A 25,685-nucleotide genomic window follows, 5' to 3' on the forward strand; every position below is an offset into this window, starting at 1 on the left:
GCGTTCTTGTTTGCGGACGAGAGGAGGGCGGTGGGCACGCCGGGGCGGCATGGGTGCCTCGAGCCATCGGGATCGCCTGCGCCGTGGTACGTCCCGGCATGCTCCGACGGGTTGGCTGCGCCAGCGCGTCGCGTGAGCATCGTGACAACTCCAATCCGGTTGCGTGCGCATCTCGCCCGAATCCGGAGAGCTCGACGATTTCAATCCTCCCATCCTCATGAATCACCAAGGCGTCAGCGAAATCTGCTTCGAAGAAACCTACGCAGTCCCGCAGGACCAGACCGCGCGGTCATTGTTCGCGCGACTGCCGCATGGCGGCGACTACGCGCAGACGCTGATCGAATGCCTGGCGACCGGGTACCTGGTCGCGGTGGTCGAATCCATCTGCATCCGCGAAATGCAGAGGCATGTCGATCCGGTGGTGGAGGTGGTCGTCGGCCGCACCGTGCATATCGAGCATCGCGGCCCCATTCCACCGAAGACACGCCTGCGCCTGCGGGGATGGGTCGAGGGGCTGGGCGAGCGCAGCGCGACCTTCCGCATCCAGGCACACGACGACCACGAGCCGGTGCTCGACGGGACGGTCACGCTGGTAGCGGCCGAGCGGGCCCGCATCGAGTCGCGCATCGCCACGAAGGTCGGTGCGCTGGAGGCCGCCCGCGGCGGGCAGCGGGTCTGACGGTTGGGAACGACGGGTCATCGAGCGTCATGGACAGGTCTCTCGCCGTGCTCGCTGACTTCCTTCATGCCGTCGATGCCGATCGCGTCTGCTGCCTCGATGCTGCGCGACGTTCCGGTGGCGCTTTCCCGGTCAGCCGGCTTGGACCTGGATGGCGTCCGGGACCATGCCGGAACGCCGGTGCTGCGGTCCCGGTGCTTGGACCATGGATCCTTTCGGGATCAGGTGCACGCCCACGGCCTTGTATGTGTCGTGAATCCTGGCGCGGGCACGGCGGCGCTTCTCTTCGTTGCGCTTCGCCTCGGGCTTCCTCGCCGCAACCGTCCCGCCCGACAAATTTCCCCGACCTGCGGTCTTCCTCGCGAGGCAAATTTCTCGGGCCGTACGGTCCTCCACTCGCGTTGCGGCCTTCGGTGCGGCGCGCCCGGACCCGCGCCGTCCGGATCACGCCAAGGCCGCGATGGGCGCGGACCTGGTCAACTTCGAAAGGACTTCATCATGGCCAACATCGGCACCTTCACCGCACAGAACAACGGCTTCACCGGCACGGTGCGCACCCTGACGCTCAACGTCAAGGTCAAGATCGCGCCCAGCGACAAGGAAAGCGAGAACGCCCCGGACTACCGCATCGTGGCGGGCACCGGCTACGAGATCGGCGCGGCCTGGAAGAAGGTCAGCAAGGCGGACCGGCCCTACCTGTCGGTGACGCTCGATGACCCGTCGTTCCCGGCGACCATCTACGCCCGCCTGGTCGAAGGCGACGACGGCGCGCACAACCTGATCTGGTCGCGAAGCAAGGGCGACTGAGCGTCGCCCGGCGCCCCGCCAGCCGGCGGGGCGCTTCACTTCTGAGTTTCACCAACGGCCCGCGCTTGTCACGGGCCGTTTAACTGCTGCGAGCCCGTACCGAATTGCGGAAGTACGGATTGGCGTCAGTCCGTACTTCCTGATTTCCTGATCTGTGGATCGTCGCCATTCCGGCTTTGCGGTTCCACGGATGTACGAGTCGCTGTGGATGTGCGCAGGCGGTTCTGCGAATCCGTGGGTTTGTGCAAAGACGGGTCGCAGGTTGTGCGAATCGGCGTGCATACGGTTCGGCGTCGAAGAAATGCGTGCGTCTGCCGGCGATGCCGGGCCGGGCTGTCGTGCGGCGCATCGAGCCGCCGATGGCGTCTCGCCCCCTTCGGGCTTCCATCCCTGACGCCTGCGGCCTTCACTGCGCTCCCGGCCTGCGCGCTTCGCTTGCCACGAGGCAGGGGAGGGCTTGCTTGCTGTTCCCTTCATCGTTCACGGCGTTCTCGCCGTCAAGGTCTGCGCGCACGTCGTGCGCTTGCGGCCGGCGGCCGTCTCTCGAACCCTGACGGCTGCGCTGCGCCGTGCTGCTTCCGGTCTCGGGCAATTCCGCCCGGAATTCTTCCAAGGAGAAAGACCATGACGAAGCTCATTACCGACGAACAACGCGCGCTGCTGCTGGCCAACGGCCGGAAATCGGTCGAGAACCCTCACTTCGACCCGCTGCCGGCGGTCAAGCTGTTCACGCCCAACGCAGGTGCGACGTGGTTGCTGACCGAAATCGATCCGGACGATCAAGACATCGCGTTTGGACTCTGCGACCTCGGGCAAGGTTTTCCCGAGCTCGGCTATGTGAGCCTGACGGAGCTGGAGGGCTTGCGCGGACGATGGGGTCTGCCCATCGAGCGCGATCTGTACTTCATGGCCGACAAGCCGATCAGCGGCTATGCACGAGAAGCCCGGTTCGTCGGGAGGATCGTGGCGTAGGCGCCGCAGGCATCGGCCACAGGATCAACGTTCCTGCGGCCGGTGCCATTCCTTCTGAAGCCTGGCTTCCGTTTCCAGCATCAGCTCGCCGGCGCTGCGGCCCAGCGCCCCGGGCGATCCTGAGCACCAGAACCAGCGTGGGCATGTGCTCGCCGCGCTCGATCTTGCCCATGTGAGAGCGCTCGATGCCGGCGAGGTGCGCCAGCATTTCCTGGGCGATGCCGTCCTCGGTTCTCAGTGCGCGCACCACAGCGCCGAACGCCAGTGCCGGCGCGACCTCGAAGGTCGTCGCACCGGTAGGGCGTCCTCGCTGAATAGCTCGCTTCTGCATGGACAGAAGCGTCTCGTTTCAGCACAATTTAAACCACGTTATCTTTAACTCATATCGTTGTTTTCGGAGTCTATCCGCGCGCAGAAATCCTTCTGCACCTGTCCTTGTGGCACTAGCACCCCGTCATCTTTTTGAGGGTCCAATGACTTTTCTCACCGAGCAGCAGCGCGCCGAGATGCTGGCCAACGGTACGGCGCGCGCCCGCGGCCAAGCCATCGACCCCTATCCCGTCGTCAAGCTGTACACGCTGGACGCCGCAGCGTGCTGGCTGCTCACCGAACTCGATGCCGATGGCGATCGCGCCTATGGGCTGACCGATGCCGGCACCGGCTTCCCCGAACTCGGGCACGTGAGCCTGTCGGCGCTCGAGCGTGTGCGCGGTCCCCAGGGCCTGCGCATCATCGCCGATCCGCATTTCAGGGCGCGGCAGCCGCTGTCCGGTTATGCGGCCGACGCGCAGCGCGACGGATCGATCAACGACTGAAACTCATGGCGGGTGGGAGTACCGGATCGTTGCCGGCCGCGCGACGGCGCTGGTGGTCAAGCTGTTCACGCCCAACGCAGGTGCGACCTGGTTGCTGTGTGAGATCGATCGCGAGGATGATGACCGCGCGTTCGGCCTCTGCGACCTCGTGCAAGGCTTTCCCGAGTTGGGCTACGTGAGCCTGACGGAACTGGAGGGCTTCGGCGAGAAGTGGGGCCTGCCGATTGAGCGCGATCTCCATTTCATCGCCGACAAGCCGCTGAGCGGCTACGCGCGCGAAACGCGGCTGGCCGGGCGCATCGTGACGTAGCGCCAAAGGCGCGGCCAATCGGCCGCGCTTTCATTCTGCTTGCGAGCCTTGGATTTCTGCCAACTCGCGCCGTACACGCTCGAAGAGCTTGTCTCTGGCCTTGTCGTTGCCGGCGTAAGCGAGCGTCAGCAGTGTGAGTGGATGCACGTCCATGACCTCGCACAGCTCGCTCACTTTGCTGAGGGTCGGACTCTTCAGGCCGCGCTCGAGCGAACTCAGGTACGTGCGACTCGACACATCGGAAAACGCTTCCTGACTTAGGCCACGGGCTTTCCGGACAGCCTTGAGGGCCGCGGGGAAAGAGTGTGTGGTGGAGGTCATTCGGTCGTTCGGCGGGGAACGGCGATGACACCCTATCGACCTCTATAGGGCTACAATCTATAGTGTTCAAAACGCATTCTCATCGAGGCATTGTCTTTGCGTCGGCGCGGAAGGCGTTGCCGAATGCGATTCGACAGCGAGGCATCTCGCAAGCTTTGTGTCGCATGAAGTCACCAATTTGACTTACAGATCCGCGTCGGCGCCCTAGCATTCCAAGGTCTCTTCTCGAAGCCATGGCATTCCTCACCGAACAACAGCGCGCCGAGATGCTGGCCAACGGCGCAGCCCGCACCCATGGCCGCGCCGTCGATCCTTATCCCGTCGTCAAGCTGTACACCTTGGACGCCCCTGCCTGCTGGCTGCTCACCGAGCTCGATGCCGATGGCGATCGCGCCTATGGGCTGACAGATGCCGGCACAGGCTTCCCCGAACTCGGGCACGTGAGCCTGTCGGCGCTCGAGCACGTGCGCGGTCCCCAGGGACTGCGCATCGTCGCCGATCCGCATTTCAGGGCACGGCAGCCGCTGTCCGGCTACGCGGCCGACGCGCAGTGCGACGCATCGATCAACGACTGAACTTCCTTGACGGGCGGGGCGCACGGGATCGTCGCCGCTCGAGCGACAGCGCATCGCTGCAAAAGCCAGCCATGCCGGCCGTGCCCGTGGCAGTCTTCGCGCAAGCAAGAAGAAGTGAGTTCTGCCATGACCGACCGCAAGGCCGAAGGCCTGCCGAGCGCGCCCTGGCGCGCGTCGGCGGCCTACCTCTACACGCTCGATCTCGACAGCCCCGCGCTCGCGTGGGAGTACCTGCGCCGCCATCCGCAGTACCAGGCGGACTGGGCGCGGCGCGCCGCATCGCTCGAGCGCTGGGGATTGCGACAGCGCCGAAGACCCCCGTCTCGATGCGCGCGAAGCGCGGCCGTTCTGGGTCGCGGCGGCTGACGAGTTGCTGCACGTGCGTGCTTCGCGCGCGCACGGTGCGCCGACCCGACCGACCTTCGATCTCTGGCGTGTGCCCGGCCGCAAGCGCCTGGCGCTCGATGGCACTGGTCTGATGCTGCTGACCGAGGTGTCCGCGCAGCGGCTGCGCATGTCACTGGCCGACGACCTCTGCGATGGCGCGGCCTTCACCTGCGTCGTCCCACTCGGCCCTGGCCTGCGCGGCCAGTTGGATGTGTTCAACGCGCAGGCACAGGCTCTTCAGGGCCATGCGCCGGTCGAGAATTTCACGCGGACTGTCACCCGTGCTGCGCTGCTGCATCTTCGCGCCCTGCAGGCGCTCGACGGCGCGCAAGCCGGCGCGTCGCAGCGCGACATCGCCCAAGCCCTGTTCGGTCTCGAGGCCGTGGTGCGCTGGCATGCCGATGGCGAACTGCGCGCCGCAGTCCGGCACCTGCTGCGGCGCGCCGAGGCGTACATGAGCGGTGGCTATCTGAGCCTCGCGGGCATACAGCGAAGTGCAGCCGATGCCCCCGGAGACGAACCGATGCGCTGAATATCTCCCTACGCAGAAAGACCGTTGCTTCCGAGACTGCCTCCACTGGGCTGCGAATGGTTCGCGGCCCCGCGACAACGATGGAGGCCCTCATGGCAAGTGCCAGTTCCTTGTTTCCCGCCCGCGCTGCGGCGGCTGCGCCGCGGCCCCTTGCGGTGCCCGCCGCACCGGCCAACCCGGAGTTCCTCACCACCGACGAGGCCGGCGCCTTCCTGCGCCTGTCGCCGCGCACGCTCGAAAAGCACCGCGTGCTGGGCGGGGGGCCGCGCTTCCGGAAGTTCGGCGCGCGTGTGGTCTACGCGGTCGACGATCTGCGAGCCTGGGCGAACAGCCGGGCCTATGAAATGACTTCCGATCCCGGCTACGTGCAGCGCGACTCCGTCCGTTGACCGGCGCGCAAGCCAGGGGCACCACCATGTCGAAGCGTCCGAGCGAACGCGAACAGCTGTCGCTGTTCCGCGCGCTGCCGGGCGCTGACATGGCGCTGCGCGATGCGCAGGACCTGATGACCTATCCCTTCTTCTCGCTCGCCAAGTCGCCGCGCATCGTGCCGATCCGCTTCGAGGCTGGCGGCGTGTCGCTCACCGTCGAGGGGGTACCGGAGCACGGCATTGCCACGATCTGGGATGCCGATGTGCTGATCTGGGCCGCGAGCCAGATCGTCCAGGCCAGGAAGGAAGGCATCGCGCCTTCGCGCCTGATGGTGGTCACGCCCTACGAGATCTTGCGCTTCACGCAGCGCGGGACCGGCCGCAGCGACTACCTGGCGCTGCGCGCTGCACTCGACCGGCTGCAGTCCACCACCGTCGCCACCACGCTGCGCCAGCGCGAGCGCCCGGACGGCGCGGTGCGCGCGCATCGCTTCTCGTGGATCAACGAGTGGAAGGAGTACATCCGGCCCGATGGGCGGTCGGATGGCATCGAGCTGATCCTCGCCGACTGGTTCTTCTCGGGCGTGATGGACGAGACCCTGGTCCTCACGCTCGATCCCACGTACTTCCGGCTTTCCGGGGGCATCGAGCGCTGGCTGTACCGGCTGGTGCGCAAGCACGGCGGGCGCCAGCCTGCGGGCTGGCGCTTCGAGATGCGCCACCTGCATCTGAAGTCCGGAAGCCTGCAGCGCCGCTCCGACTTCGCGCTGCAAGTGCGCCAACTGGTGAGGCGCCAGGCGCTGCCGGGCTATCGGCTGTCGATCGAGCGCTGTGGTGGCATGGAGTGGTTGGCTTTCCGACCGATGGCGGACGAACCGTTTCAAAGCGACTTATCCACAGTTTCTGTTGAAGAACCTGTGGATGACGTGGGGACGGGCTCGGTGGATCGCCCGCACGACCCTCGGTGGATCACCCGCAGAAACATCGGTGGATCGCCCGCACGGATCGGTCCGGAGGCCGCGCCCGGCAACGGTTTCGGCGCTCCCTAAACATCTAAAGGGATACATAAATGGAAGTCACGCGCGCGCGAGCCGAAGGTGCTCAAACAACGGGCAGTGCTTCTGCCGAGGCAGCCCGAGCAGGCCGGACAGCGGAGAACCGCTCGCCAGGCAGCGGGCCACGGCCCGGCAAGGTGATCGCGCTGCTCAACCAGAAGGGCGGCGCAGGCAAGACGACGCTCGCGACGCACCTGGCCGGCGAGCTGGCGATGCAGGGCCAGCGCGTCACGCTGCTCGATGCCGATCCGCAGGGCTCGGCGCTCGACTGGGCGCAGCGGCGGGTCCAGAACGGCCGAGAGCGGCTCTACGGCGTCTTCGGGCTCGCGAGGGACTCGCTGCACCAGGAAGCGCCGCAGATCGCCTCGCAGGCCGACTACGTGGTCATCGATGGCCCGCCCCGGGTCGCGGCCCTCGCGCGCTCCGCGCTGCTGGCGGCCGATCTAGTGCTGATCCCGGTGCAGCCCAGCGCCTACGACGTGTGGGCCAGCTACGAGATGGTGCAGCTCGTCATCGAAGCGAGGGTGTTTCGGCCGCAACTGCGCGCGGCCTTCGTGATCAACCGGCGCGTGGTGGGGACGGTCATCGGGCGTGAGGCGCGTGCGGCGCTGGCCGATCAGCCGTTCGCTGCGCTGCGCGCCGAAATCTCGCAGCGCATCGTGTTCGCCGACAGCGTTGCTGCCGGGCGGCTCGCCTGCGAAGCAGCGCCGACGTGCGCCGCGGCGCGCGAGATCGCGGCGCTGACGCAGGCCGTGCGGGAGATTCTGCGATGACCGCACAGGCGCCATCCGCATCGCCGAAGCGCGCACCGATCGGCCGCAAGCCGGCGGCCGATCCGGCGTTGGCCTGGGTGCGGCGCGCTGATGAACCGACGGCTGCGGACAAAGCGTCGATCCATACCGCGCGCCTGACCATCGACGTGACGCCCGCGCTGCGTGGACACATCAAGGTCGTCGCCTTCAAACGCGGCGTGACCGCGGCCGAGATGCTGCGCGAGTTGCTGGAGCGCGAGTACGGCGGAGGTGAACCATGATGCAGCCGCAGCCGCAGCCGCAGCCGCAGCCGCTTTCTGCGCGACCCTCGCCCCCAGCCGCAGTGTCACCGGGGGCCGCACGCAAGCCCACTCACATGCGGGTGTCGCTGGCCTTCGTCGAGCATCGCGTGAACGTCTGGCTGCGCTTCGGCTGGCCGATGCGCGAGACCATCCTCGACCGATGGCGGCGTGTCGCGACCTTCGAGCCGGACGCGGTCTGCTGCCGCATCAAGTGGATCGGCAACGACTATGGCACGGCGCTGTGGCAGCTCATGGTGCTGCAGGCGCCCATGCCGTTCGAGGGTGCGCAGCGCGTTGCCGGTGTGCAACCGGGTGCGCGCATTCTGCTGCGCGCCGATGGCGAGGCGCGGGTCAAGGCGGTGCTCGAAGTGATCGATGCCATCGAGGCGCTGGGCATCGATCCGTGCGCGGCGGCTGTCACGTACTGGCGCACGGTCGGCAACCGGCTGGCTGCCCGCCAGCCGCTGCCGGCCTACACCATGGAGCGGCATGCGGCGCATCTGGCGCACGGGGTGCTGCGATGACGCCGCGCCTGCTCTTCGCTTGCATGGGTATCGGCGTGGCCGCGCTGTGCGCGCCAGCCGCCATGCCGATGGCAACACGCGATCACGTGCTCGTGGTCTACAACCCGAGCGACAGCGTACCGCGCGGCTGGTACCGCATCGCGCGCATTGGAAGCGCAGCCTCGCTGCAGGTCGGAAGCATCGTGCTGACACGGCTTCCCGCCGACGTGGCCGCCTTCGCGGCACAGCGCGGCTACCTGCCGGGCGGCGTGCCGATCCTCAAGCGCATCGGCGCCCTCGCGCCGCAATCGGTGTGTGTTCGAGGGCACTTCGTGCACATCGACGGCACGATGGTGGCGACCGTGCGAGCGCATGACGGCGCGCATCGCCCGCTGCGAGCTTGGTCGCAATGCCGTCTCCTCGCGGCGGGTGAGCTGTTCCTGCTCGGCGACACGAACCCGGCGTCGTTCGACAGCCGGTATTTCGGGCCCATTGCGGCGTCGGCCGTGCTCGGCGTTGCTCAGCCCTTGTGGACATGGAGTGCGCCATGAACTTCGCGGCTTCCTGCGACCAAGCATGCTGCCGAACTGCAGCCGGACGTGCGTTCGTGCTGCACCCTTTCGTGCAGAGAGCCGGCCGCCAGCGTGCAGCGCGAGCTGCACCGCCGCTGCCCCTCGGGCAGTGTTGCGCTCCCTGTGCGCGGCTGGCGGCAGGTCGGAGCCGGGAGCGGATGCGGGAGGCGAAGACGGAGGGCCAGATAAAAGGGGTGGCACGCCGCCACCCGCAAAGCCAGTCTGCACGTGGGGTGGGCGCGGCACGGCACCTGCTGTTGTCGGTGCCGCGCCAGTGCGCAATGCCGCACCACCGGGACATTGCGCGCGTGCCGCTTCCGATCCTTTGCGCCCCCCTGCGCTGGAGTGCCTACCATGGCCACGCGTAGGGAATTGGATGGCGAGCGCTTTCGCGTTCGGCCAGCGGCCCCGAAGTCCCGCGCGGGACCGCGCCCGGAGCGCTTCGTCTCTCAGGTGCTCAAGGAAGTCTCGAAGGCCGGCGCCAAGGCGTTCGGCCAGCGGGCGGGGCGGCCCGCATCCACCTTTGGCCGAGGCCGCGTCGCGGCCGGCATGGCCGGCGGCAGTCGCCTGGGCGCGCAGGCTCGGCGCGTGGTCACCAAGGCCCGCTTCGTAGTGCTCAGGAAAGCCGGCGCGAACTCGGTATCCACGCACCTGCGCTACATCGAGCGCGATGGGGTGACACGCGACGGGCAGCGCGGCCAAGCCTACGGCCCCGACACCGATACGGCCGACGTCCAGGCCTTCGAAGAGCGGGGAAGGGGAGATCGCCACCAGTTCCGCTTCATCGTCTCGGCCGAGGACGCGGTCGGCCTGGAAGATCTGCGCGGCTTCACCCGGCAATTGATGCAGCGCATGGCGGTCGATCTGGAAACGCCGTTGGACTGGGTGGCCGTCGATCACTGGGACACCGACAACCCGCATACCCACATCGTGCTGAACGGGCGGACCGCCAACAAGGAGGACCTGGTGATCGCGCCGGACTACATGGCGCATGGGATGCGCATGCGCGCTTGCGAGATCGCCACCGAATGGCTGGGGCTGCGCACCGAGACCGAGATCCGGCATAGCTTGCAGCGCGAGATCGGGCAGCAGCGGCTCACCGGCCTGGACCGCGCCTTGTTGAGCCAGGCCGTGGCAGATGCCGTCGATCTGACGGGCCGGCCAGAGGACCGGCAACGCCAGAACCTGCTGCGGGCGCGGCTGCAGCGGCTCGAAGCCCTAGCGCTGGTTGAACGGATCGATGCCAACCGCTGGCGGCTGGCGCCGGACATGGCGCGGACATTGACCGCGATGGGCGAGCGTGACGATGCGTTGGACATCGTGCGCCGGGCACTCAAGGGCCAGCAGCGCGAATGCGTCGTGGATGGCGCGTCGACTGCCCCTGTAGTGGGTCGCATCGCGGGCAAAGGACTGGCCGACGAGTTGCACGACCGAGGCTATCTGGTGGTCGATGGCATCGATGGCCGGGCGCATTACCTGACACTGCCGGCCGGCGCTGATCTGTCGGCACTGCCGGTGAACGGCATCGTCGAAGCAAAGCCGCCAGGGCGTGGGCGCACCGTGGACCGCACCATCGCCGCAATCGCCCAGGAGGGCATCTACAAGACCGCCGATCACCTGACCCGGCTGGAGCAGGAGGCAGACCGCGATCCGCAGGCCACGGTCGATGTCCACGTGCGCCGGCTCGAAGCGCTGCGCCGCAGCGGTGTCGTGGCGCGCGTGGCCGAAGGGATCTGGCAGGTGCCGCCGGACTTGGCGCTAAAGGCCCAGCAGCATGAAGCACAGAAGGGAACGGGTCCGACCGTCGAATTGCGCTCGCACCTTCCCGTTGACCAACAGGTGCGTGCCATCGGTGCGACCTGGCTGGACAGGCAATTGATCGGCGAGGGCCATGGGCTTGCAGCGCAGGGCTTCGGTGCTCAGGTACGCGAGGCGATGCGCGGCCGCGCGGATTTCCTGGTCGAGCAGGGACTGGCCGAACGCCGAGGCCAACGCATGGTGTTCTCGCGTAACCTGCTGTCCACCTTGCGTGACCGCGAACTAACGGTGGCCGGGAAATCTCTGCAAAACCAGACCGGGCTGATCTACCTGCCGCTACGAGATGGTGGGCGCGCCAGCGGCGTCTACCTCCGTTCCATCCAACTTGCCAGTGGTCGTTTCGCCATGCTCGACGACGGCATGGGTTTCAGACTGGTGCCTTGGCGGCCAGTGATTGAGCAGCGCTTGGGTCAACATATTGCTGCCGTCGTGCGTGGTCAGTCCGTCACTTGGCAGTTTGGACGCCAGCTAGGCATGTCCGTTTGACGAGGTGAAGGAAGGGCATGCACCGCCCTCAGCGCGCCCGGCCAACGACTGGCCATCCTGGTGCTGCGCTACCGCGGGCGCGATCCTTTCAGGGTCGACCGGGAGGGCGCATTGGTCCACAGCAGTCGGGCCGCGATCGTGAGTCCAACTCGTCATGAGTGCAGGCTGATCACGGCGTACGCGCGCCATCGACGATGTACACGCGCGACTTCGTCGTCCTCAAGCGCATGGGCCGAATCTCCCGATATCAGGGTAAGTTGTACACCGTAGAAGCAATGGCGGAAGCCTTCCTGAGTTGGTCCGTTGTTCTTTTGACTTATGAGCCCATCAGATTCCTCCGCACGTGCAATAGATGGTCCCGGACTCATGCTGTCGCGCGCACTAAGTCTCGGTCGGTCAGGGCGCCTACGATTTGCCGGTGCTCGATTTGATAGGACAGGCGTCGCTCGGGAAGGGCTGTGGCGCTTCAGCGCCCCCAATCGTCCTGTGCCCGCGACCGGAAGCGGATGCCCCCTGATTTCATCACGACCACGATGGCTAACTCGAGTGTGCAAGGACACGTCGCGCTGGCTGGAGGTGATGGAATCCATTGGGTCGACACTTCACGCGGGTGCCGCCGGACATTGACACCGGGTGCATCCCGGATCATGTCGAGCTTTGAGTTTTTTTCCTCGAGGCGACCTCCCGGCACCCGAGCCGCGCGTCCATGCGAGCTCCTTCTCGGGAGGAAAAAACGTCGAGGCCGCGGACCGTCTCATCCGGGCGGCGCCAGGATGCCTTCGCGCACCGGGCCGTAGCGTTCCAGCCCGTCGATCAGGTGCCGGCGGTGCTCGACCAGCGGGACACCCACGATCCCGGCGAAATGGACGAGCAGCGAAGGATGGGCGCCCAGCACGTAGAGCAGGCCTATGTCGGCGCGCGCGAAGGCATCGCGCTCCTCCTCGCTCAGCGCGCGATGCTGCAACACTGCCTGCCTGTTGGCTCTGAACCGCTCCTGCAGGGAAGCGGTCCTGTTCAGGTCATAGAGGAGCTTTTGGACCTGGTACAGCGGCATCGCCGGCCTCCAGAGAAGATGTGTGCGCAGGCCCCGCGGGCAGCACTGGAATCACCGCCGCGCAAGAGCCGATCGAGAACGCCGGTGTGCCGTGGTAGAAGAGCAATTCACCAGGACTGCCGCCGCCGGCAGCCGCGATGGCCACGAGTGTCCTGATCTCGATACCACCGTGGCCGGCTTCGCGCAGGACGTCCTCGTCTGCATAGGCGAGGAGGGCGTCGCGGTCGTTGCGGGTCCAGCGCTGCAGAAACTCCCGGTCAAAGTCCTCATTGATCTGGCCCATTTGCGTGGAACCCGGCCAGTGCGAGATGCCGCCCGTTCCCAGCAACGCCACGCGCTGCGGCAGCGCGTCGCAGGCGCGCCGCAGCGCCTGTCCGAAAGCCCAGGCGCGCGCGAGCGGCGTGAACGGTGGCTGCTGGCAGTTGATGTTGATCGGCACGATCGGGATGCCGAAATGAGGCGTGAGGTAGTGCAGAGGGACCATGATTCCGTGGTCAAACTTCCACTCCTCGCAATACGCCAGGTCTACCTCGTGGATCAGTTGCTGGACGATCGCGCGCGATGCAGCCGCATTGCCGGGTACCACGGTACGCGGTATGCCTAGCCACTTTTCATCTTCTATCGGTCCTTCGTATCGATCGGCCATGCCCATCGCGTAGGCCGGCATGTTGTCCATGAAGAAATTGGCGAAGTGCTCGGCCGCGACCACCACCAGGAGATCGGGGCGGGAGGCTTCCAGGCGGGCGCGCATTTGCGCGAATCCTTCGAAGACCGCCTCGCGGTCCGCCGCCGGTGCTTGGCCGATGCGCCCGGTCAGCCCGGGTGCATGGCTCATGATGCCGAGGAAGACGACGCCCATTGATCAAGCGCCAGCCGTTCGCGCGGTCAGGACCTGCGCGACGTTGCTGCGGTTTACGCGGGTGGTGACGTCGAGTTCGGTCACCTCAACGGACAGCGCGATCGGCGTGGCGGCGAGATAAGGCGCGAACAACGCGGAGAGTTGGTTCGCGAGCGCCTCGGCCGCGGCGCGGCGCGCCTCGGTGGAGAAGCCAGTGCCAATGCGGATGTTGACGTGCACGAACCCTGCGTCGGGGCTGCCGTCCGCGAGGCGAAAGTGCTCCAGCACGTGCAAGCGGGTACGCACGCCGGGTTTCGGGTAGCTGTCAATCCCGCAGGCCGCTTCGTGCAAGGTGCGGGTAAGCGTCTGCGGATCGACGAGGGAAATGGCCGACGCCGTGGCCTCAATGATGATGTGCGGCATGGGAGTGCAATCAGGTTGCAATCAAGGAAAAACCGGCCAACCAAGGACGGATCGCCGCGGCGCATGCCTGCGGCTGCTCGAAGGTCATCAGATGCCCAGAATCTTCGACAACGGCCAGATACCCAGCGGGAATGGCCGCAGCCATTTCCTCGTGCGGCGGCAGCGGCATCGCTGCATCGCCTCTGGCCGCCAGCACCAGCGTGGGACAGGTGATGTCCGGCAACATCGATGAAAAGTCGGGGCGGGACAGGCCCATGCGCACCTGCGCACGTACGTCTTCGAGTGATTGGCGGGCAACCATGGCAATCAGCGGCTGCAGCTTGTCGACCTGGGCCGCCCAGCGCGCGTCCACCATGCGGGATACCCACTGCGGGGCGAAGGCGGCCAGCCCCTCGGCTTTGGCCCGCGCGACCATCGCTTCCCGCGCTGCGATCTCGGACTGCCCCGCTTCGCCCGGCGCGCGCGCCTTGTACGCAGTGCCGAACAGGCCGAGCAGCCGTACGCGCTGCGGCGCGCGGCGAACCACCTCCAATGCCACACGTCCCCCGAGCGAATGTCCCGCGAGGGCGAACTGCGCGGGCGCTGCGGCCAGCACCCTGTCGGCCATCGCGCCAACGGAATCGGTGCCGCCCAAAGTCATGACACGAATATCTGCCGCGTCGTGCAGCAGCGTGGTGGTCGGCTCCCAAACGGTCGCGTCGCACAGCATTCCGGAAACCAGGATCAACGGTGTCTTCATGTCTCAATCCAGTTTGAGTTGCAGGTCGCGGACCACGGTGCCCCAGCGCTCGCGTTCGGCCTTGACGAAACGGTCCATCTCGGCCGGCGTGCCGGACAAGGGCTCCACACCCAAGGCCTGCAGGCGCGCCTCGACCAGGGGGTTGTTGAAAGCCTCGAGCAGCGCGCTGCTCACGCGGGCCACGTGGGACTTGGGCGCGGCCATCGGGACGGCCAGCCCCTGCCAGGCGAACCCTTCGAAGCCCTTGAGGCCTTGTTCCTGCAACGTGGGTACGTCCGGCAGAGTCTTCATCCGCACGGCGGTTGAGACGGCCAGCGCACGCAGCTTGCCGCCGTTGATCATCGGCATGCCGCTGGCCGAATCCACCAGCATGAAGGGCACCTGGCCGCCGATGACATCTTGCACCGCCGGCGCTGCGCCGCGGTAAGGCACGTGCGTCGCCTGCACGCCCAGGTTGCGCAGCAGTTGCTCCGTAACGAGATGGTGGGGCGTGCCGGCACCCGGCGAGGCGAAGGCCACGGGCCCGCCCTGCGACCGGATCCACGACAAAAGGTCCGGGAAGGTGCGGGCCGGGTGCTGCGCGGACACGACGATGACCAGCGGAAAGCGCACCAGCATGCCGACGTTCGCCAAGTCCTTCTGGGCGTTGTATGGCAGCTTGCTGTATAGCCACGGGTTCACTGCGAGGGCGGCGAAGTCGGCCGTCAACAGTACATGTTCCACATCGCGCGCCTTGGCGACGTAGTCGGCCGCCAAATTAGTACCGGCGCCCGGTTTGTTGACGACCACGATCTGCCGGCCAAGGCTCTTGGCCATCGGTTCGGCAAAAGTGCGGGCCACCAAGTCCGAGCCACCCCCCGGCGCGGCGCCGACCACCCATTCGATCAACTTGTTTTCCTGTGCCAGGACGGGCGCGGTCTTGGCGGCGACGGCGCAGGCCGTCCAAGCCAGGAGGTCGCGGCGGCTCAAGCGGGTACGGTTCATAAGGTGTCTCCTTCTTGGCGCATAGTGTCCTTAGCAGCAGTTGCCATGTCTGTCCCCTTCCGCAGGGGACATGTATCTCCTATCATGGAGTACGAACATAGAAGCCCCATGATCCTCAGCAGCCATGCATATGTCGATGACGGCGCCAAGCTCGCCGGCCTGCTTGCCAGGCCGATCCTCGCGATGGGCCACCCGGCGTTCGCGGATGCTCTGCTGAACGTCGCCCATGTCTTTGTCGGCGCGGACTTGGTGTCGGCCTTCTCCATCGATGAGGATTGCAGGCCGCATTACCGGCTCTCGTCGGCGGTCGACGAACTCGGCGACAGCTCTGCGCAGCGAAATGGTGCCCGCTATGCCAGTGATTTCTGGCAGAGCGATCCGGGCTTGAATCACCTGGTGCAGGCCCATCATGCAGGCTCGGGCACCGTGGTGTGCCAGCAGGCCTGGAATCAGATACCGCACGCTTGGTACCGTGCCGTGTGCTACGAGCAGCCGCAGCTGGTCGACCGAGTCTCAGTCCTCGGCGCCGTTGGGGGGCAGCTGTTCCTCCTCAGCGCGTATCGTCGCGCGGTGCACGGATGCTTCCGGCCCAGCGAGGTCCGGCGTTTCGCTTCGAATGCCGACGTGCTCATGGCGCTCGTCAGCCGACACGTCGATCTTGCGGCTGCACAGGTGCAGGCTTCCGCCTGCGCGCTGCCAGCATTGGAAGAGCAGTTGGCCGAGCGGTTTCCGGCACTCAGCCTTCGCGAACGGCAAATCTGCGCGGGCATGGTCCGGGGCCTAGCGGTCAAGGACATCGCCAGAACCTGTGACATTGAGCCGAGTAGCGTGATCACCTATAAAAAGCGCGCGCTGGCCAAGCTCGGACTGCCCAACCAGCGCGCGCTGGTCGCGCAGTGGCGCGAGACATAGGGCGATGTCGCCCAAGCAGGATGAGGCCCGAGGGGTTCATCGCGGTGGCGGCATTTCGACGCCTTCGCGGGCGGCGCGGATGCAGGCGTCCACGGTCGCGTCGTCTCCGACCTGATTGGCCAGAAGCAGGATCAGCTGAGCGTCGAGCAACTGCGACTGTTCGCCACTCAGTCCCAGATGCGCATCCATCAGCGCTTCGTAGACGGCATCCGGATCGCGCAGGGTGATCTCGGTCTTCATGGCGTCGTCTCCGGGGCGTCCAGGCACAGCGAGCTGCGCACGGCGGCTAGTGGGTCATCGTGCGGCCATGTGCCGGCGGCGGCCAAGTAACTGTCGGGCCGCAGCAGGGCCCAAGCGGGTCCCGGCGGTAGCAAGCAGGCGCGGCGCAGCGAGTGCTCGGCATCGATGATCTGACCGGGGGGGCGGTCGACCGCCGAGATACAGTGCACAGGGTAGGGCGCCAGCCGCTGTGCGAGCTCCAGTGCAGCCTCGCTGCCGACGCCGAACAGGCACAGAAGCAATACCTGCGGGCCACCGCGAGGCACCAAGTCGTTGAGCACGCAAGCGCTGCCATCGCCCCGGCGCAGGGCGACGTTTTGCACCGACACGCCGCCGCCGGCGCCACAGGCGGGGGAACGGGTGTAGCGGTTGGCCACCGCCATGCGTCCGGTGTTGACGAACGCGCGGGCGAAGGGGTAGTTGCGCGCCAGCGCCAGCACGGCATCGCGGAAGACCCGCTCAGGCCCCGCTGGCGCGCGCATGAAGCGCGCAGTGCGGTCGCTGACGCATAGGTTTTCCCGTGCCGCCTCGTGGCGCTCGTCGTGGAAGGTGTTCAGCAGCGCCCGAGGTGCCTGCCCGCGCAGCACTGCGGCGAGCTTCCAGGCCAGGTTGTCGGCATCGGCGATGCCGGTGTTGCCGCCGCGTGCGCCGAACGGGCTGACCACCTTCGCAGCATCGCCAATGAAGAACAACCGGCCGTGGACCATGGCGTCGATGCACTCGCTGCGGTACATCCACGGGCCGACCCACATGACCTCCACCTCGCGCTCGGCGCCGAACTGGCGCGCCAGCCGCTCGCGCACCACGTCCTCGCGGCTGATCTCGCGCGGATCGGCATCGGGGGCCATCTGGTAGTCGATGCGCCAGACGCCGTCCCCCATCAGGTGCTGCCAGACCGCACGGCCTTCGTTGAAGGGCGCCTCGACCCAGGTGTGCCGCTCCAGTGGTGGCGGGTCCGCGAAGCGGATATCGGCGATGCACCAGCGGTCGTCGCTCCTATGACCGGTCATGCGGGCGCCAGCCCACTGCCGCAACGGGCTGCGCGAGCCTGTGGCGTCGACCACGTTCTCGGCGAGCAGGCGGTAGCTGCCGGCGGGCGTCTCCACCTCCAGCAGCGCGCCGTCGTCGCGCTGCTGGAAGCCGGTGACGCGCTGGCTCCAGCGCAGATCCACATGGCCCAACTCAGCGATGCGCTCTACCAGAAAACCTTCGATGTAGAACTGCTGCAGGTTGATGAATGGCGGCTGCACCGACAGCTCGAAACCCGGCTGGCGTTGCAGGTCGAAGCCATACACCTCCTCATCGCCGCGGAAGGTGCGCCCGGTGCTCCACTGCACGCCCTTCGCGGCAATGCGCTCGTAGATTCCTAGGCGTTGGAAGATCTCGAGCGACTTCTGCGTGTAGCAGATGCCGCGCGATGAGGCGCCCTTGACGCCAACGGTGTCGTCCTCATCGAGCAGCACCGCGGCGATGCCCTCGCGCGCCAGGGCGCAGGCTAGCGTGAGCCCCGCCAAGCCGCCACCGACGATGGCCACGGCGCAACGGCCTACGCGGCCCTCAAGCAGCTCCGGCGGGGCGGCAAAGGGATAGCACGGCAGCTGGTAGCCGCTGCCCTCGCTGAACTCGTAGCCGTTGGTATAGGCTGCAGCCGCGTAGGTGCTGGTGTTTGCTGTCACGGCGGCGCCCTCAGGCCAAGTCTTCCCAGAGCTGGCGGTCCTTCTCGGACGTCCAGATCTGCGGATGTTCCAGGCCGCGCAGTTCGTCGAAGGCACGAGCGACATCGAAGGGCAGCACGTGGCGGTAGACCGGCCAGTCGCCGAAGCGCGGGGTCAACTGCTGGTCGGCGAGCCGGTAGCAGCCCTTGAGGTCAAGGCCCTGCGACAGGCCATGGCGCACCGTGGCGAGCAGGGTCACGAGAAAGTCCTTGTGGCTGTCGATGGTGTCTGCCACGTCCTTCGGCGTGCGCAGCGGGCTGCCGCGGCCCGGCACCAGAACGTCGGGCTGGAGGGCGCGCAGACGTTCCAGCGTTTGCAGCCAATCGCCCAGATAGGCATCGCCACAGTAGATGCCGCAGTGGTTCTCGATCAGGTCACCGCCGAACACCACGCCTGCCTGCGGAATGCGGCACACCGAGTCGCCGGCGGTATGGCCTCGGCCCAGATGCCTGAACTCCACCTTCAGGTTGCCGAGGTCGAGCGTCAGATGGTCCTTGAACAGCATGTGCGGTGTCGAGAGTACGGGCGCGGCCGATCCATCGGCGAACAGGCGAGGCATGCGCGCCTGTTCTGATTCGAAGTCCGCCAAGCCGCGCTCGCGGATCAACGATCCGGTGTTCTCGCTGGCGACGATGACGGCGTCTTCGAAGGCAGCGGCTCCCATCACGCGCACCGCGTGGTAGTGGGTGAGGAAGACGTAACGCACCGGCTTGTCGGTGACCTCGCGGATCTCCTGCAGCCAACGACGGGCGGCGGCCGGCGTGGCAGTGGTATCGACCGCCAGCACGGCGTCGCGGCCAACCACGAAGCCGCAGTTTGGATCCGAGGGGCTGATGTAGCCATAGACGTCAGGCGCAAGCGGCACGACCTGAGGGCGCTGGTCGGTGCGGTCGGCGGTGGAGGCAAAGGGAGTTGTCATGTGAGGAAGGTCTTTCTTTCGTGGTGGTTGATCGTGGTTGAACGGGTCAGTAGGGCTGCGCCGGCGCGATCACGCCGCGGCATTGACCGAAGCCGATCGGGACGAAGCCGGGCACCTCGGCCCGGGCGTGCAGCACGACCTCGTCGCCATCGGCCAGCCAGGGGCGGCGTTCGCCGCAGGGCAGTTCAACCGGCTCGCGCCCGGCGCGCGTCAGCTCGGTCATGCAGGCGCGGCTTTCGTCGTCCGGCCCTGAGATGGTTCCGGTGCCCAGCAGGTCGCCGGTTTGGAGGTTGCAGCCGTTGCTAGTGTGATGCGCGAGCATCTGCGCTGGCGTCCAGCACAGGTGGCGCAAGTGGGTGCGGCTCACGACCGCTGGCGGCGCCCCGCGGTCACGCATCGACGCCGTTTGCAGCGCGGCGCTCAGGCTGATGTTCCAGGTGCCGGCCTTGGCGTGGCCTTCGGTTCGCAGGTACGGCAACAGAGCCGGCAGCCCGGACGGACGTGCAGGCGCGGCGATGCGGAAGGGTTCCAGCGCCTCTTGGGTCACGATCCATGGAGAGATCGACGTCGCGAAGTTCTTGCCGAGAAAGGGGCCGAGCATCTGCTCCCACCACTGCACCGCTTTCGACGACCAGTCATTGAGCAGGCACAGGCCGAAGATATGCGCGTGGGCCTCTGCGGTGCGCACCGGCGTTCCCTGCGGATTGCCGCGGCCGACGAACACGCCCATTTCCAGTTCGAAGTCCAGCGCATCGACCGGGCCGAACACCACCTCGCCGCCTGCCGTCTTCCACTGGCCATGGGGGCGCACCACCGGTGTACCGCTCACCACGATGGAAGAGGCACGTCCGTGGTAGGCCACGGGCACCCAGCGGTAGTTCTCCGGCACCGGGTCCGCCAGGCCCTTGAGCTGCCCGTTGCGGGCCGTGTGGTGCTCCGAGGCCAGGAAGTCGGTGTAGCCGCGCACCTGGCAAGGCAGGTGCAGATGCAGCCGGCGCGCCGGCTGCAGCAGATCCGCAGCTTGTGCCTGCGCTCGCGCCGATGTCTCGGTCCCATTGCACAGCAGTGAGAAGACCGCGGCGCGCAGGGCGGAAAGGGGTTGCGGCGGCAGCGCCATCAGCGCGGCCAGGCCATCTCGCGCGGCCAGGGCTGCGGCATCTGCAGCATCGCCGTGCAGCAGGCCGGCGCGGTGCACCGCGCCAAGGTCGAGCACTTGGTCGCCGATCGCGACGCCGACCCTTTGCGCCGCGTCGCCGATGGCCGAGAAGGTGCCATAGGGAAGGTTTTGCAGGGGGAAGTCGGTGTCTGGCTCCCGCGCCGATGCAACCCAGCTGCTGCGCGCCGGGTCGTGCGTGTCGTTCAGGTTCATGGCCGAGCTGTCCGATCGGCGGTCCAGGCGGCCAGGTGGGCGTGCGCCTCTTGCTCGAAGGCAGCGAGGTCGGCCTCGGTGGCGGTGGAAGTGGTCAGCTCCAGACGAACGCCATTCGGATCGAAGAAGTAGATCGAGCGCACAAAGCCGTGCTCGACCGGGCCGATGACGTCAATGCCTGACTCGGTCAGGCGCTTGCGCATTACCGCCAGCGCGGCCTCTGATTCGACAGTGAAGGCGATGTGCTGCACCCAGGCCGGCGTGTTCGGCGACGGCTCCGCCGCCTGGCCGTCGCCGAGGTCGAAGAACGCGATGAACGAGCCGTCTTCGAGCCGGAAGAAGAGGTGTACGTAGGGGCTGTGCTCGCCGGTGCTCGGCACGGTGTCCGCGCGGATGACGTGTGCCAGCGGTAGGCCAAGCAAATCCTCGTAGAAGCTGCGCGTCTGCTCGGCGTTCTTGCAGCGGGTGGCGTAGTGGTGCAGTCGGTGGATCTTCGAAGGGCTCGACATGGGTGGGACCGATGAGTGAGAAACGAGTCCTCACTCTAGGTTTTGGTCCCTGGCGCGTCTGTCCCGCTGCAATGGGGACAGCGCAGAGCCCTCAGTGGCTCTGATGTGCCACTGTCGCACTCCATAGGTTCTGGAGGGCACGACGGTTCGCCACGCCCAGCTTCTCGAACGCACGCTTCTTGTAAGTCACGATGCTGCTGGCCTCGACATCGCAGAAGAGGGCGATCTCCTTGGCCGCCAAGCCGGCGAGCAGGCCCGCGCACACTTGGCGTTCCCGCCGGCTCAGCGCCGTGAAGGCCGATGCCAGGCGTTCCTCGATCAAGGCGACGGTGTCCCGTAGCGGCGGCGCTGCGCCTTGGTCAAGCAGTTCGACATGCCTGTCCACAAGGGCCAGCAGCGTCTCCGCCTGGGTCGCGAACTGATGCACTTCGTCGAGCGCGAACGGCCCGCGGGTGGCGCGCCGATAGGCGCTGAAGATCATGCGCCGATGGCTCTGGGCCGCAAGGATCGATATCCGATCCACGAGGTGCGGCCCTTCATAGCAGAACGCACGGTAGCGCGAATGCGTGATCTGGTCCCACGCCTGTTGGCACAGCACCGCCGTGCCGCAGTGTTGCTGCGCGCGCATCAGTTGCCCCAAGGCGGGATCGTTGTGCCAGTAGCCTTCAACATAGCGTTGCGCAGCGCGTTCCGCAAACAGGTTGCCCAGGGCATCGACGGCGCGGGCGACACGGTATGTCGGCTGACCACTCTCGTCGATCGAGAAGGCCGTGAACAACTCAGCACCGACGCTGGCGCTTACGGCCTCCAGCAACGTATCGCCAAAGGGCGCTTTTCCCAGTGTTCGGACCACCGGCGCGAGGGCATGCGCGTCCAGTGCATTCGCACTGTGGCTGATTTCGATGATCATCGTTTGTCTCCTGTGCTGCCGTGCCGCTTCGTGCTGGAACCAGTGTTTTCTTTGAAAGTCATTCTATCGGCGGCATCTGGCTTGATCGGCAAAACGCGTTGTCAAACGTTAAGCGACCTCGGAGATGCGGTCGGGCATCAGATTCCAGGGTGACCGTCATGCGTATCACGCTCTTGATACGGTTCATGTACTGCTTCGCTCGATCACCTCAAAGCCGATGTCCACGAACTGCGCCCCAGGATCCTCGCCAGCCAGCCGCGCAAGCAGCATCTGCCCCGCGCGTTCGCCCATCTCGGCGCGGCGAATGCGCACGGTGGAGAGGCGCGGCGACGCGGCGCGCGCAATCGGCATGTCGCCGAATCCCATCACCGCGAGGCGTCCGGGCACGTTCCAGCCGCGTTGCTGGCACTCAAAGAGCAGGCCGGCGGCCAGCAGGTCGTTGTTGCAGAAAACGGCGGTGATGTCGGGGCGCCGCGCGAGCAGCTGTGCAAGGCGCGGCCCGGCGTCGTCGATCTGCACCGGCGGGCGGATCAGTTCGGCGGGCACATCGCCCGCACCATGCGCGACTGCTTCGGCGCGAAAGCCTGCGAGACGCAGGCGCGAGCGTTCTTCTTCGGCACCGATGAACGCCAGCACCTTGTGCCCGCGCGCCAGCAGGTGCCGCGCTGCGGCGCGGCCCGCGCCGATGTTCGAAAAGCCCACCAGCATGTCAACCGGCGCTTCGCCGCCAGCGGCGGGTAGATCCCAGGTCTGCACCACCGGGACGCCGACGCGGCGCAGCTTGAGCCGCAGGGCGCTGGGCTGTGCAAGGCCCGTGAGCACGAGCCCGTCAACGCGTCGACCGAGGAAAGTGTCGACGAGAGCAGCCTCTTCGCTGTGGCGGTAGGCGCTCTGGCCCAGCAGCAATTGGTAGCCGCCATCGGCGAGCGTCTGCGCCAGCGCCTCCAGAGTTTCGGAGAACACGAGATTCGAAATGGTCGGCACGATCGCCGCCACGATGCGTGAGCGCTTCGAGGCCAGGCTGCCAGCCATGAGATTGGGCACGTAGCCGAGCCGCTCGACTGCAGCGCGCACGGCCGCCAGCGTGTAGGGCGAAAGCTTGCCGGGTGTGTTGATGGCACGCGAGACGGTGACCAGCGACACGCCGGCTTCGCGCGCCACGTCGCTCATGCGAGCGGTGCCTGGCAGCGCGGTTTCTTCGGGAATGTGGATCTTGGAAGAGGGCATGGCGAAACGCTATCGATCATAGCCTTCGGTGGTCCGCGACACACCCTGCAACGAAAGCGCTACCAGCCAAGCTTCCCGGGTCCCATGTGTTGGGATTTAGAAGAGAGTCTCCAGATATGCACGACCTGCAAGACCTCGCATGAAAGCCAAAATGAAAGCGCTTCCATCAACATGCACCGAACAAGCGAATCCAACGCACAGGAGACAAATCCATGTTCCGCAGAACCCTTCTTGCCGCCCTGGCCGTCGCCGGCCTGCTGGCCGGCGCAGCCCACGCCCAGGACGACTACCCCTCGCGCCCCGTGAAGCTCATCGTGCCGTTCCCCGCGGGCGGTACCAGCGACATCATGGGTCGCCTGATTGCCGAGGTGCTCGGGCGGCAGCTCAAGCAGCCGTTCATCGTCGACAACAAGGGCGGGGCGGGCGGCGCCATCGGCACCGAGCAGGCGGCCAGAGCGCCGGGAGACGGCTACACGCTGCTGCTGTCAGGCATCGGCAGCAACGCGATCATCCACGGCTTCTCGCCCAAGCCGCCGTATGACTCGAACCGCGACTTCGTCCACGTGTCGCAGCTTGCGGCCGGGCCCAACGTGCTGGTGGTGAACCCGTCGTTCCCGGCGAAGAACTTCAAGGAGTTCGTCGCCTGGGTCAAGGCCAACCCGGGCAAGTTCAGCTACGGGCAGGTCAACGCCTCGTCCGGCCACGTCACCACCGAATACCTCAAGCAGGTGGCGGGACTCGATATGGTTGGCATTCCATACAAGGGCAGCGCACCCGCGCTCAACGACGTGCTGGCCGACCAGATTCCCGGCATGTTCACGAACCAGGACTCGGTGCTGCCGCACATCAAGGCCGGCAAGCTGCGAGCCCTGGTCGTCACCAGTGCGCAGCGCAACCCGCTGTTCCCCGAAGTGCCTACGGTGGCCGAGTCGGGCTACCCCGGTTTCAGCGCCGTGTCGTGGACCGGCCTGTCGGCGCCCAAGGGCACGCCGAAGGCCGTCGCCGACAAGCTCGAGGCCGCCATGGTCAAGGGCTTTGCGGACCCGGCCGTGCGCGCCAAGCTGGAATCCAACGGCTTCGTGGTCGTGGCTTCGCACTCGGCGGACTACACGCGCTTCGTGCAGGATGAAACCGCGCGCTGGACGCAAGTCGTGCAGAAGGCCGGCCTCAAGCTCGATTGAACCTCGCATCTCGCCCTTTTTTCTTCCTTGTTTCTCTTCCGAAAGTGACCGTATGAAAGCCGTCGAATCCAACATCGTTTCCTATGCCAAGGTGGCCGAGGGCGCGCGCACCGCAGCAGACGCGGTCGACCGCATCGACTGGATCAAGGTCTCGCTCATGTACCTGCCGCTCGCCACGCCGGTGAGCGATGCCAAGGTGCTCACCGGGCGCCAGAAGCCGCTGACCGAAATCGTCTTCATCTTTGCCGAGATCCGCACGCGCGACGGCCATGAAGGTATCGGCTTCGGCTACTCCAAACGCGCGGGCGGCCCCGGCATGTACGCGCATGCCAAGGAGCTCGCGCCCAACCTGCTGGGCGAAGACCCGAACGACATCTCGCGCCTGTTCACCAAGCTGCTGTGGGCCGGCGCGAGCATGGGTCGCAGCGGCCTCACGACACAGGCCATCGCACCCTTCGACATCGCGCTTTGGGACCTGAAGGCCAAGCGCGCGAAGCTGCCGCTGGCCAAGCTGCTCGGCGCAGAGCGCGACTCGGTGCAGTGCTACAACACCTCGGGCGGATACTTGCACACGCCGCTCGACCAGGTGCTCAAGAACGTGGCCATCTCGCGCGAGAGCGGCATCGGCGGCATCAAGCTCAAGGTGGGCCAGCCCGACCTCGCCATCGACATCCAGCGCGTGGGCGAAGTGCGCAAGCTGCTGGGCGACTCGTTCCCGCTGATGGTCGATGCCAACCAGCAATGGGACCGCCAGAAAGCCACGCGCGCCTGCCGCGCCTTCGAAGACTTCGACCTGACCTGGATCGAGGAGCCGCTCGACGCCTACGACTTCGAGGGTCACGCCCAGCTCGCCGCGCGCTTTGACACCGCCATTGCCACCGGCGAGATGCTCACCAGCTTCGGCGAGCACGCGCAGCTCATCATGGCCGAGGGCAGCGACTTCATCCAGCCCGACGCGCCGCGCGTGGGCGGCATCACGCCGTTCCTGCAGATCATGAACCTGGCCGCCTTCAAGGGCCGCAAGCTGGCGCCGCACTTCGCGATGGAGATCCATCTGCACTTGGCCGCGGCCTACCCGATCGAGCCCTGGCTCGAGCACTTCGAATGGCTCGGCCCGATGTTCAACGAGCAGATGCACCTGAAGGACGGCCGCATGCATGTGTCCGACCGCCCGGGCCTGGGCTTCAGCCTGAGCGAGCAGGCGCTGCGCTGGACCACCGAGACGCAGGAGTTCGGCAAGCGGCCCTGAATCTGCGGTCGCCGCCACCGAGTCCCAGCCCGTGGGGATTTTGGGCCACCGTACCCGCGCGGCCATGTGCCGCGGCGGCGCGGGCCTCCTAGCATCGGCGGGGCGCGGGACCTCGTTCGC

Annotated in this window: 29 protein-coding genes and 3 pseudogenes; 18 read left to right on the top strand and 14 right to left on the bottom strand. The window is 66.7% G+C overall.

Features of this window, described 5'->3' with window-relative positions; all coding sequences use genetic code 11:
* The first annotated feature begins 217 nt into the window (after positions 1 to 217).
* The 3 genes from QFZ47_RS20140 (at position 218) to QFZ47_RS20150 (ending at position 2,458) form a co-directional block, all read left to right on the top strand.
* Positions 218 to 679 carry a thioesterase family protein gene (locus QFZ47_RS20140; RefSeq protein WP_307657305.1) on the top strand — a complete coding sequence of 154 codons (462 nt, stop codon included), beginning with the start codon at positions 218 to 220 and terminating at the stop codon, positions 677 to 679.
* Between the two features lie 498 nt (positions 680 to 1,177).
* Positions 1,178 to 1,486 carry a DUF736 domain-containing protein gene (locus QFZ47_RS20145; protein WP_012747205.1) on the top strand — a complete coding sequence of 103 codons (309 nt, stop codon included), beginning with the start codon at positions 1,178 to 1,180 and terminating at the stop codon, positions 1,484 to 1,486.
* A 624-nt stretch (positions 1,487 to 2,110) separates the two neighbouring features.
* Positions 2,111 to 2,458, top strand: a complete 348-nt coding sequence (locus QFZ47_RS20150) for a DUF2958 domain-containing protein (RefSeq protein ID WP_307657306.1) — start codon at positions 2,111 to 2,113, stop codon at positions 2,456 to 2,458.
* Positions 2,459 to 2,482: 24 nt separating this feature from the next.
* Here QFZ47_RS20150 and QFZ47_RS20155 read toward each other — a convergent pair.
* Positions 2,483 to 2,789 (bottom strand): annotated as a pseudogene (locus QFZ47_RS20155) (helix-turn-helix domain-containing protein).
* Positions 2,790 to 2,931: 142 nt separating this feature from the next.
* On the opposite strand from QFZ47_RS20155, the gene QFZ47_RS20160 reads away from it, so the two are divergent.
* The gene (locus QFZ47_RS20160) at positions 2,932 to 3,273 is read left to right on the top strand and encodes a DUF2958 domain-containing protein (RefSeq protein ID WP_307657307.1); all 342 of its coding nucleotides are present in this window, start codon (positions 2,932 to 2,934) and stop codon (positions 3,271 to 3,273) included.
* Positions 3,274 to 3,319: 46 nt separating this feature from the next.
* Positions 3,320 to 3,583, top strand: a pseudogene (locus tag QFZ47_RS20165) (DUF2958 domain-containing protein); the annotation flags it as partial.
* Positions 3,584 to 3,613: 30 nt separating this feature from the next.
* Here QFZ47_RS20165 and QFZ47_RS20170 read toward each other — a convergent pair.
* Positions 3,614 to 3,904 carry a helix-turn-helix domain-containing protein gene (locus QFZ47_RS20170; protein WP_307657308.1) on the bottom strand — a complete coding sequence of 97 codons (291 nt, stop codon included), beginning with the start codon at positions 3,902 to 3,904 and terminating at the stop codon, positions 3,614 to 3,616.
* Between the two features lie 233 nt (positions 3,905 to 4,137).
* Between QFZ47_RS20170 and QFZ47_RS20175 the strand changes: the two genes are divergently transcribed.
* The 10 genes and pseudogenes from QFZ47_RS20175 (at position 4,138) to QFZ47_RS20220 (ending at position 11,257) form a co-directional block, all read left to right on the top strand.
* Complete coding sequence (locus QFZ47_RS20175) at positions 4,138 to 4,479, top strand: DUF2958 domain-containing protein (RefSeq protein WP_307657309.1); 342 nt, start codon at positions 4,138 to 4,140, stop codon at positions 4,477 to 4,479.
* 126 nt (positions 4,480 to 4,605) lie between these two features.
* Positions 4,606 to 4,845, top strand: coding sequence for a transcriptional regulator domain-containing protein (locus QFZ47_RS20180; protein ID WP_307657310.1), 240 nt, complete (start codon positions 4,606 to 4,608; stop codon positions 4,843 to 4,845).
* Positions 4,846 to 4,957: 112 nt separating this feature from the next.
* Entirely contained in the window at positions 4,958 to 5,398 is a 441-nt protein-coding gene (locus QFZ47_RS20185) for a DUF2285 domain-containing protein (protein ID WP_307657311.1), read from the top strand.
* A gap of 92 nt (positions 5,399 to 5,490) precedes the next feature.
* On the top strand, positions 5,491 to 5,787 hold the full coding sequence (locus QFZ47_RS20190; RefSeq protein WP_307657312.1) for a helix-turn-helix transcriptional regulator: 297 nt from the start codon (positions 5,491 to 5,493) through the stop codon (positions 5,785 to 5,787).
* 26 nt (positions 5,788 to 5,813) lie between these two features.
* A pseudogene (locus tag QFZ47_RS20195) lies at positions 5,814 to 6,635 on the top strand (replication initiator protein A); the annotation flags it as partial.
* 203 nt (positions 6,636 to 6,838) lie between these two features.
* Positions 6,839 to 7,597, top strand: a complete 759-nt coding sequence (gene parA / locus QFZ47_RS20200; protein WP_307657313.1) for a ParA family partition ATPase — start codon at positions 6,839 to 6,841, stop codon at positions 7,595 to 7,597.
* A complete protein-coding gene (locus tag QFZ47_RS20205) occupies positions 7,594 to 7,857 on the top strand; it encodes a chromosome partitioning protein ParB (RefSeq protein ID WP_307657314.1) in 264 nt (87 codons plus the stop codon). Before parA ends, QFZ47_RS20205 begins: the two co-directional genes overlap by 4 nt.
* A complete protein-coding gene (locus QFZ47_RS20210; protein ID WP_370880643.1) occupies positions 7,857 to 8,402 on the top strand; it encodes a DUF2840 domain-containing protein in 546 nt (181 codons plus the stop codon). The genes QFZ47_RS20205 and QFZ47_RS20210 overlap by 1 nt, the downstream gene beginning before the upstream one ends.
* The gene (locus QFZ47_RS20215; RefSeq protein ID WP_307657316.1) at positions 8,399 to 8,932 is read left to right on the top strand and encodes a S26 family signal peptidase; all 534 of its coding nucleotides are present in this window, start codon (positions 8,399 to 8,401) and stop codon (positions 8,930 to 8,932) included. Before QFZ47_RS20210 ends, QFZ47_RS20215 begins: the two co-directional genes overlap by 4 nt.
* A 375-nt stretch (positions 8,933 to 9,307) precedes the next feature.
* Entirely contained in the window at positions 9,308 to 11,257 is a 1,950-nt protein-coding gene (locus QFZ47_RS20220) for a DUF3363 domain-containing protein (protein WP_307657317.1), read from the top strand.
* A 754-nt stretch (positions 11,258 to 12,011) separates the two neighbouring features.
* On the opposite strand, the gene QFZ47_RS20225 is transcribed toward QFZ47_RS20220, so the two are convergent.
* The 5 genes from QFZ47_RS20225 to QFZ47_RS20245 are packed head-to-tail and all read right to left on the bottom strand — an operon-like array spanning position 12,012 to position 15,295.
* The gene (locus QFZ47_RS20225) at positions 12,012 to 12,311 is read right to left on the bottom strand and encodes an aromatic ring-opening dioxygenase subunit LigA (protein WP_307657318.1); all 300 of its coding nucleotides are present in this window, start codon (positions 12,309 to 12,311) and stop codon (positions 12,012 to 12,014) included.
* Positions 12,277 to 13,170 carry a DODA-type extradiol aromatic ring-opening family dioxygenase gene (locus QFZ47_RS20230; RefSeq protein ID WP_307657319.1) on the bottom strand — a complete coding sequence of 298 codons (894 nt, stop codon included), beginning with the start codon at positions 13,168 to 13,170 and terminating at the stop codon, positions 12,277 to 12,279. Before QFZ47_RS20230 ends, QFZ47_RS20225 begins: the two co-directional genes overlap by 35 nt.
* A 3-nt stretch (positions 13,171 to 13,173) precedes the next feature.
* A complete protein-coding gene (locus QFZ47_RS20235; RefSeq protein ID WP_307657320.1) occupies positions 13,174 to 13,572 on the bottom strand; it encodes a 5-carboxymethyl-2-hydroxymuconate Delta-isomerase in 399 nt (132 codons plus the stop codon).
* 10 nt (positions 13,573 to 13,582) lie between these two features.
* On the bottom strand, positions 13,583 to 14,311 hold the full coding sequence (locus QFZ47_RS20240) for an alpha/beta fold hydrolase (protein WP_307657321.1): 729 nt from the start codon (positions 14,309 to 14,311) through the stop codon (positions 13,583 to 13,585).
* Between the two features lie 3 nt (positions 14,312 to 14,314).
* Complete coding sequence (locus tag QFZ47_RS20245; protein ID WP_307657322.1) at positions 14,315 to 15,295, bottom strand: Bug family tripartite tricarboxylate transporter substrate binding protein; 981 nt, start codon at positions 15,293 to 15,295, stop codon at positions 14,315 to 14,317.
* A gap of 108 nt (positions 15,296 to 15,403) precedes the next feature.
* Between QFZ47_RS20245 and QFZ47_RS20250 the strand changes: the two genes are divergently transcribed.
* Positions 15,404 to 16,207 (top strand): helix-turn-helix transcriptional regulator, encoded by an 804-nt coding sequence (locus tag QFZ47_RS20250; protein WP_307657323.1) that lies wholly within the window; start codon positions 15,404 to 15,406, stop codon positions 16,205 to 16,207.
* A 36-nt stretch (positions 16,208 to 16,243) separates the two neighbouring features.
* Here the strand turns inward: QFZ47_RS20250 and QFZ47_RS20255 are convergent, their stop codons facing one another.
* The 7 genes from QFZ47_RS20255 to QFZ47_RS20285 form a co-directional block, all read right to left on the bottom strand.
* Positions 16,244 to 16,447 carry a DUF2783 domain-containing protein gene (locus QFZ47_RS20255; protein ID WP_307657324.1) on the bottom strand — a complete coding sequence of 68 codons (204 nt, stop codon included), beginning with the start codon at positions 16,445 to 16,447 and terminating at the stop codon, positions 16,244 to 16,246.
* On the bottom strand, positions 16,444 to 18,162 hold the full coding sequence (locus tag QFZ47_RS20260) for an FAD-dependent monooxygenase (RefSeq protein WP_307657325.1): 1,719 nt from the start codon (positions 18,160 to 18,162) through the stop codon (positions 16,444 to 16,446). Before QFZ47_RS20260 ends, QFZ47_RS20255 begins: the two co-directional genes overlap by 4 nt.
* 10 nt (positions 18,163 to 18,172) lie before the next feature.
* Entirely contained in the window at positions 18,173 to 19,120 is a 948-nt protein-coding gene (locus tag QFZ47_RS20265) for an MBL fold metallo-hydrolase (RefSeq protein ID WP_307657326.1), read from the bottom strand.
* A gap of 46 nt (positions 19,121 to 19,166) precedes the next feature.
* Positions 19,167 to 20,489, bottom strand: coding sequence for a fumarylacetoacetase (fahA, locus tag QFZ47_RS20270; protein WP_307657327.1), 1,323 nt, complete (start codon positions 20,487 to 20,489; stop codon positions 19,167 to 19,169).
* Positions 20,486 to 20,998, bottom strand: coding sequence for a VOC family protein (locus tag QFZ47_RS20275; protein ID WP_307657328.1), 513 nt, complete (start codon positions 20,996 to 20,998; stop codon positions 20,486 to 20,488). The genes fahA and QFZ47_RS20275 overlap by 4 nt, the downstream gene beginning before the upstream one ends.
* A gap of 91 nt (positions 20,999 to 21,089) precedes the next feature.
* Positions 21,090 to 21,908: a helix-turn-helix transcriptional regulator gene (locus QFZ47_RS20280; protein ID WP_307657329.1), complete on the bottom strand. Its 819-nt coding sequence runs from the start codon at positions 21,906 to 21,908 to the stop codon at positions 21,090 to 21,092.
* A gap of 183 nt (positions 21,909 to 22,091) precedes the next feature.
* Positions 22,092 to 23,135 (bottom strand): LacI family DNA-binding transcriptional regulator, encoded by a 1,044-nt coding sequence (locus QFZ47_RS20285; RefSeq protein ID WP_307657330.1) that lies wholly within the window; start codon positions 23,133 to 23,135, stop codon positions 22,092 to 22,094.
* Positions 23,136 to 23,347: 212 nt separating this feature from the next.
* Here QFZ47_RS20285 and QFZ47_RS20290 point away from each other — a divergent pair, with 212 nt between their 5' ends.
* Both QFZ47_RS20290 and QFZ47_RS20295 read left to right on the top strand, forming a co-directional pair.
* On the top strand, positions 23,348 to 24,316 hold the full coding sequence (locus QFZ47_RS20290; RefSeq protein WP_307657331.1) for a Bug family tripartite tricarboxylate transporter substrate binding protein: 969 nt from the start codon (positions 23,348 to 23,350) through the stop codon (positions 24,314 to 24,316).
* A 52-nt stretch (positions 24,317 to 24,368) separates the two neighbouring features.
* A complete protein-coding gene (locus QFZ47_RS20295; RefSeq protein ID WP_307657332.1) occupies positions 24,369 to 25,565 on the top strand; it encodes an L-talarate/galactarate dehydratase in 1,197 nt (398 codons plus the stop codon).
* The last annotated feature ends 120 nt before the right edge of the window (positions 25,566 to 25,685 follow it).

This window comes from Variovorax paradoxus (assembly GCF_030815975.1).
In the GTDB taxonomy this organism is placed as follows: Bacteria; Pseudomonadota; Gammaproteobacteria; order Burkholderiales; family Burkholderiaceae_C; genus Variovorax; species Variovorax paradoxus_N.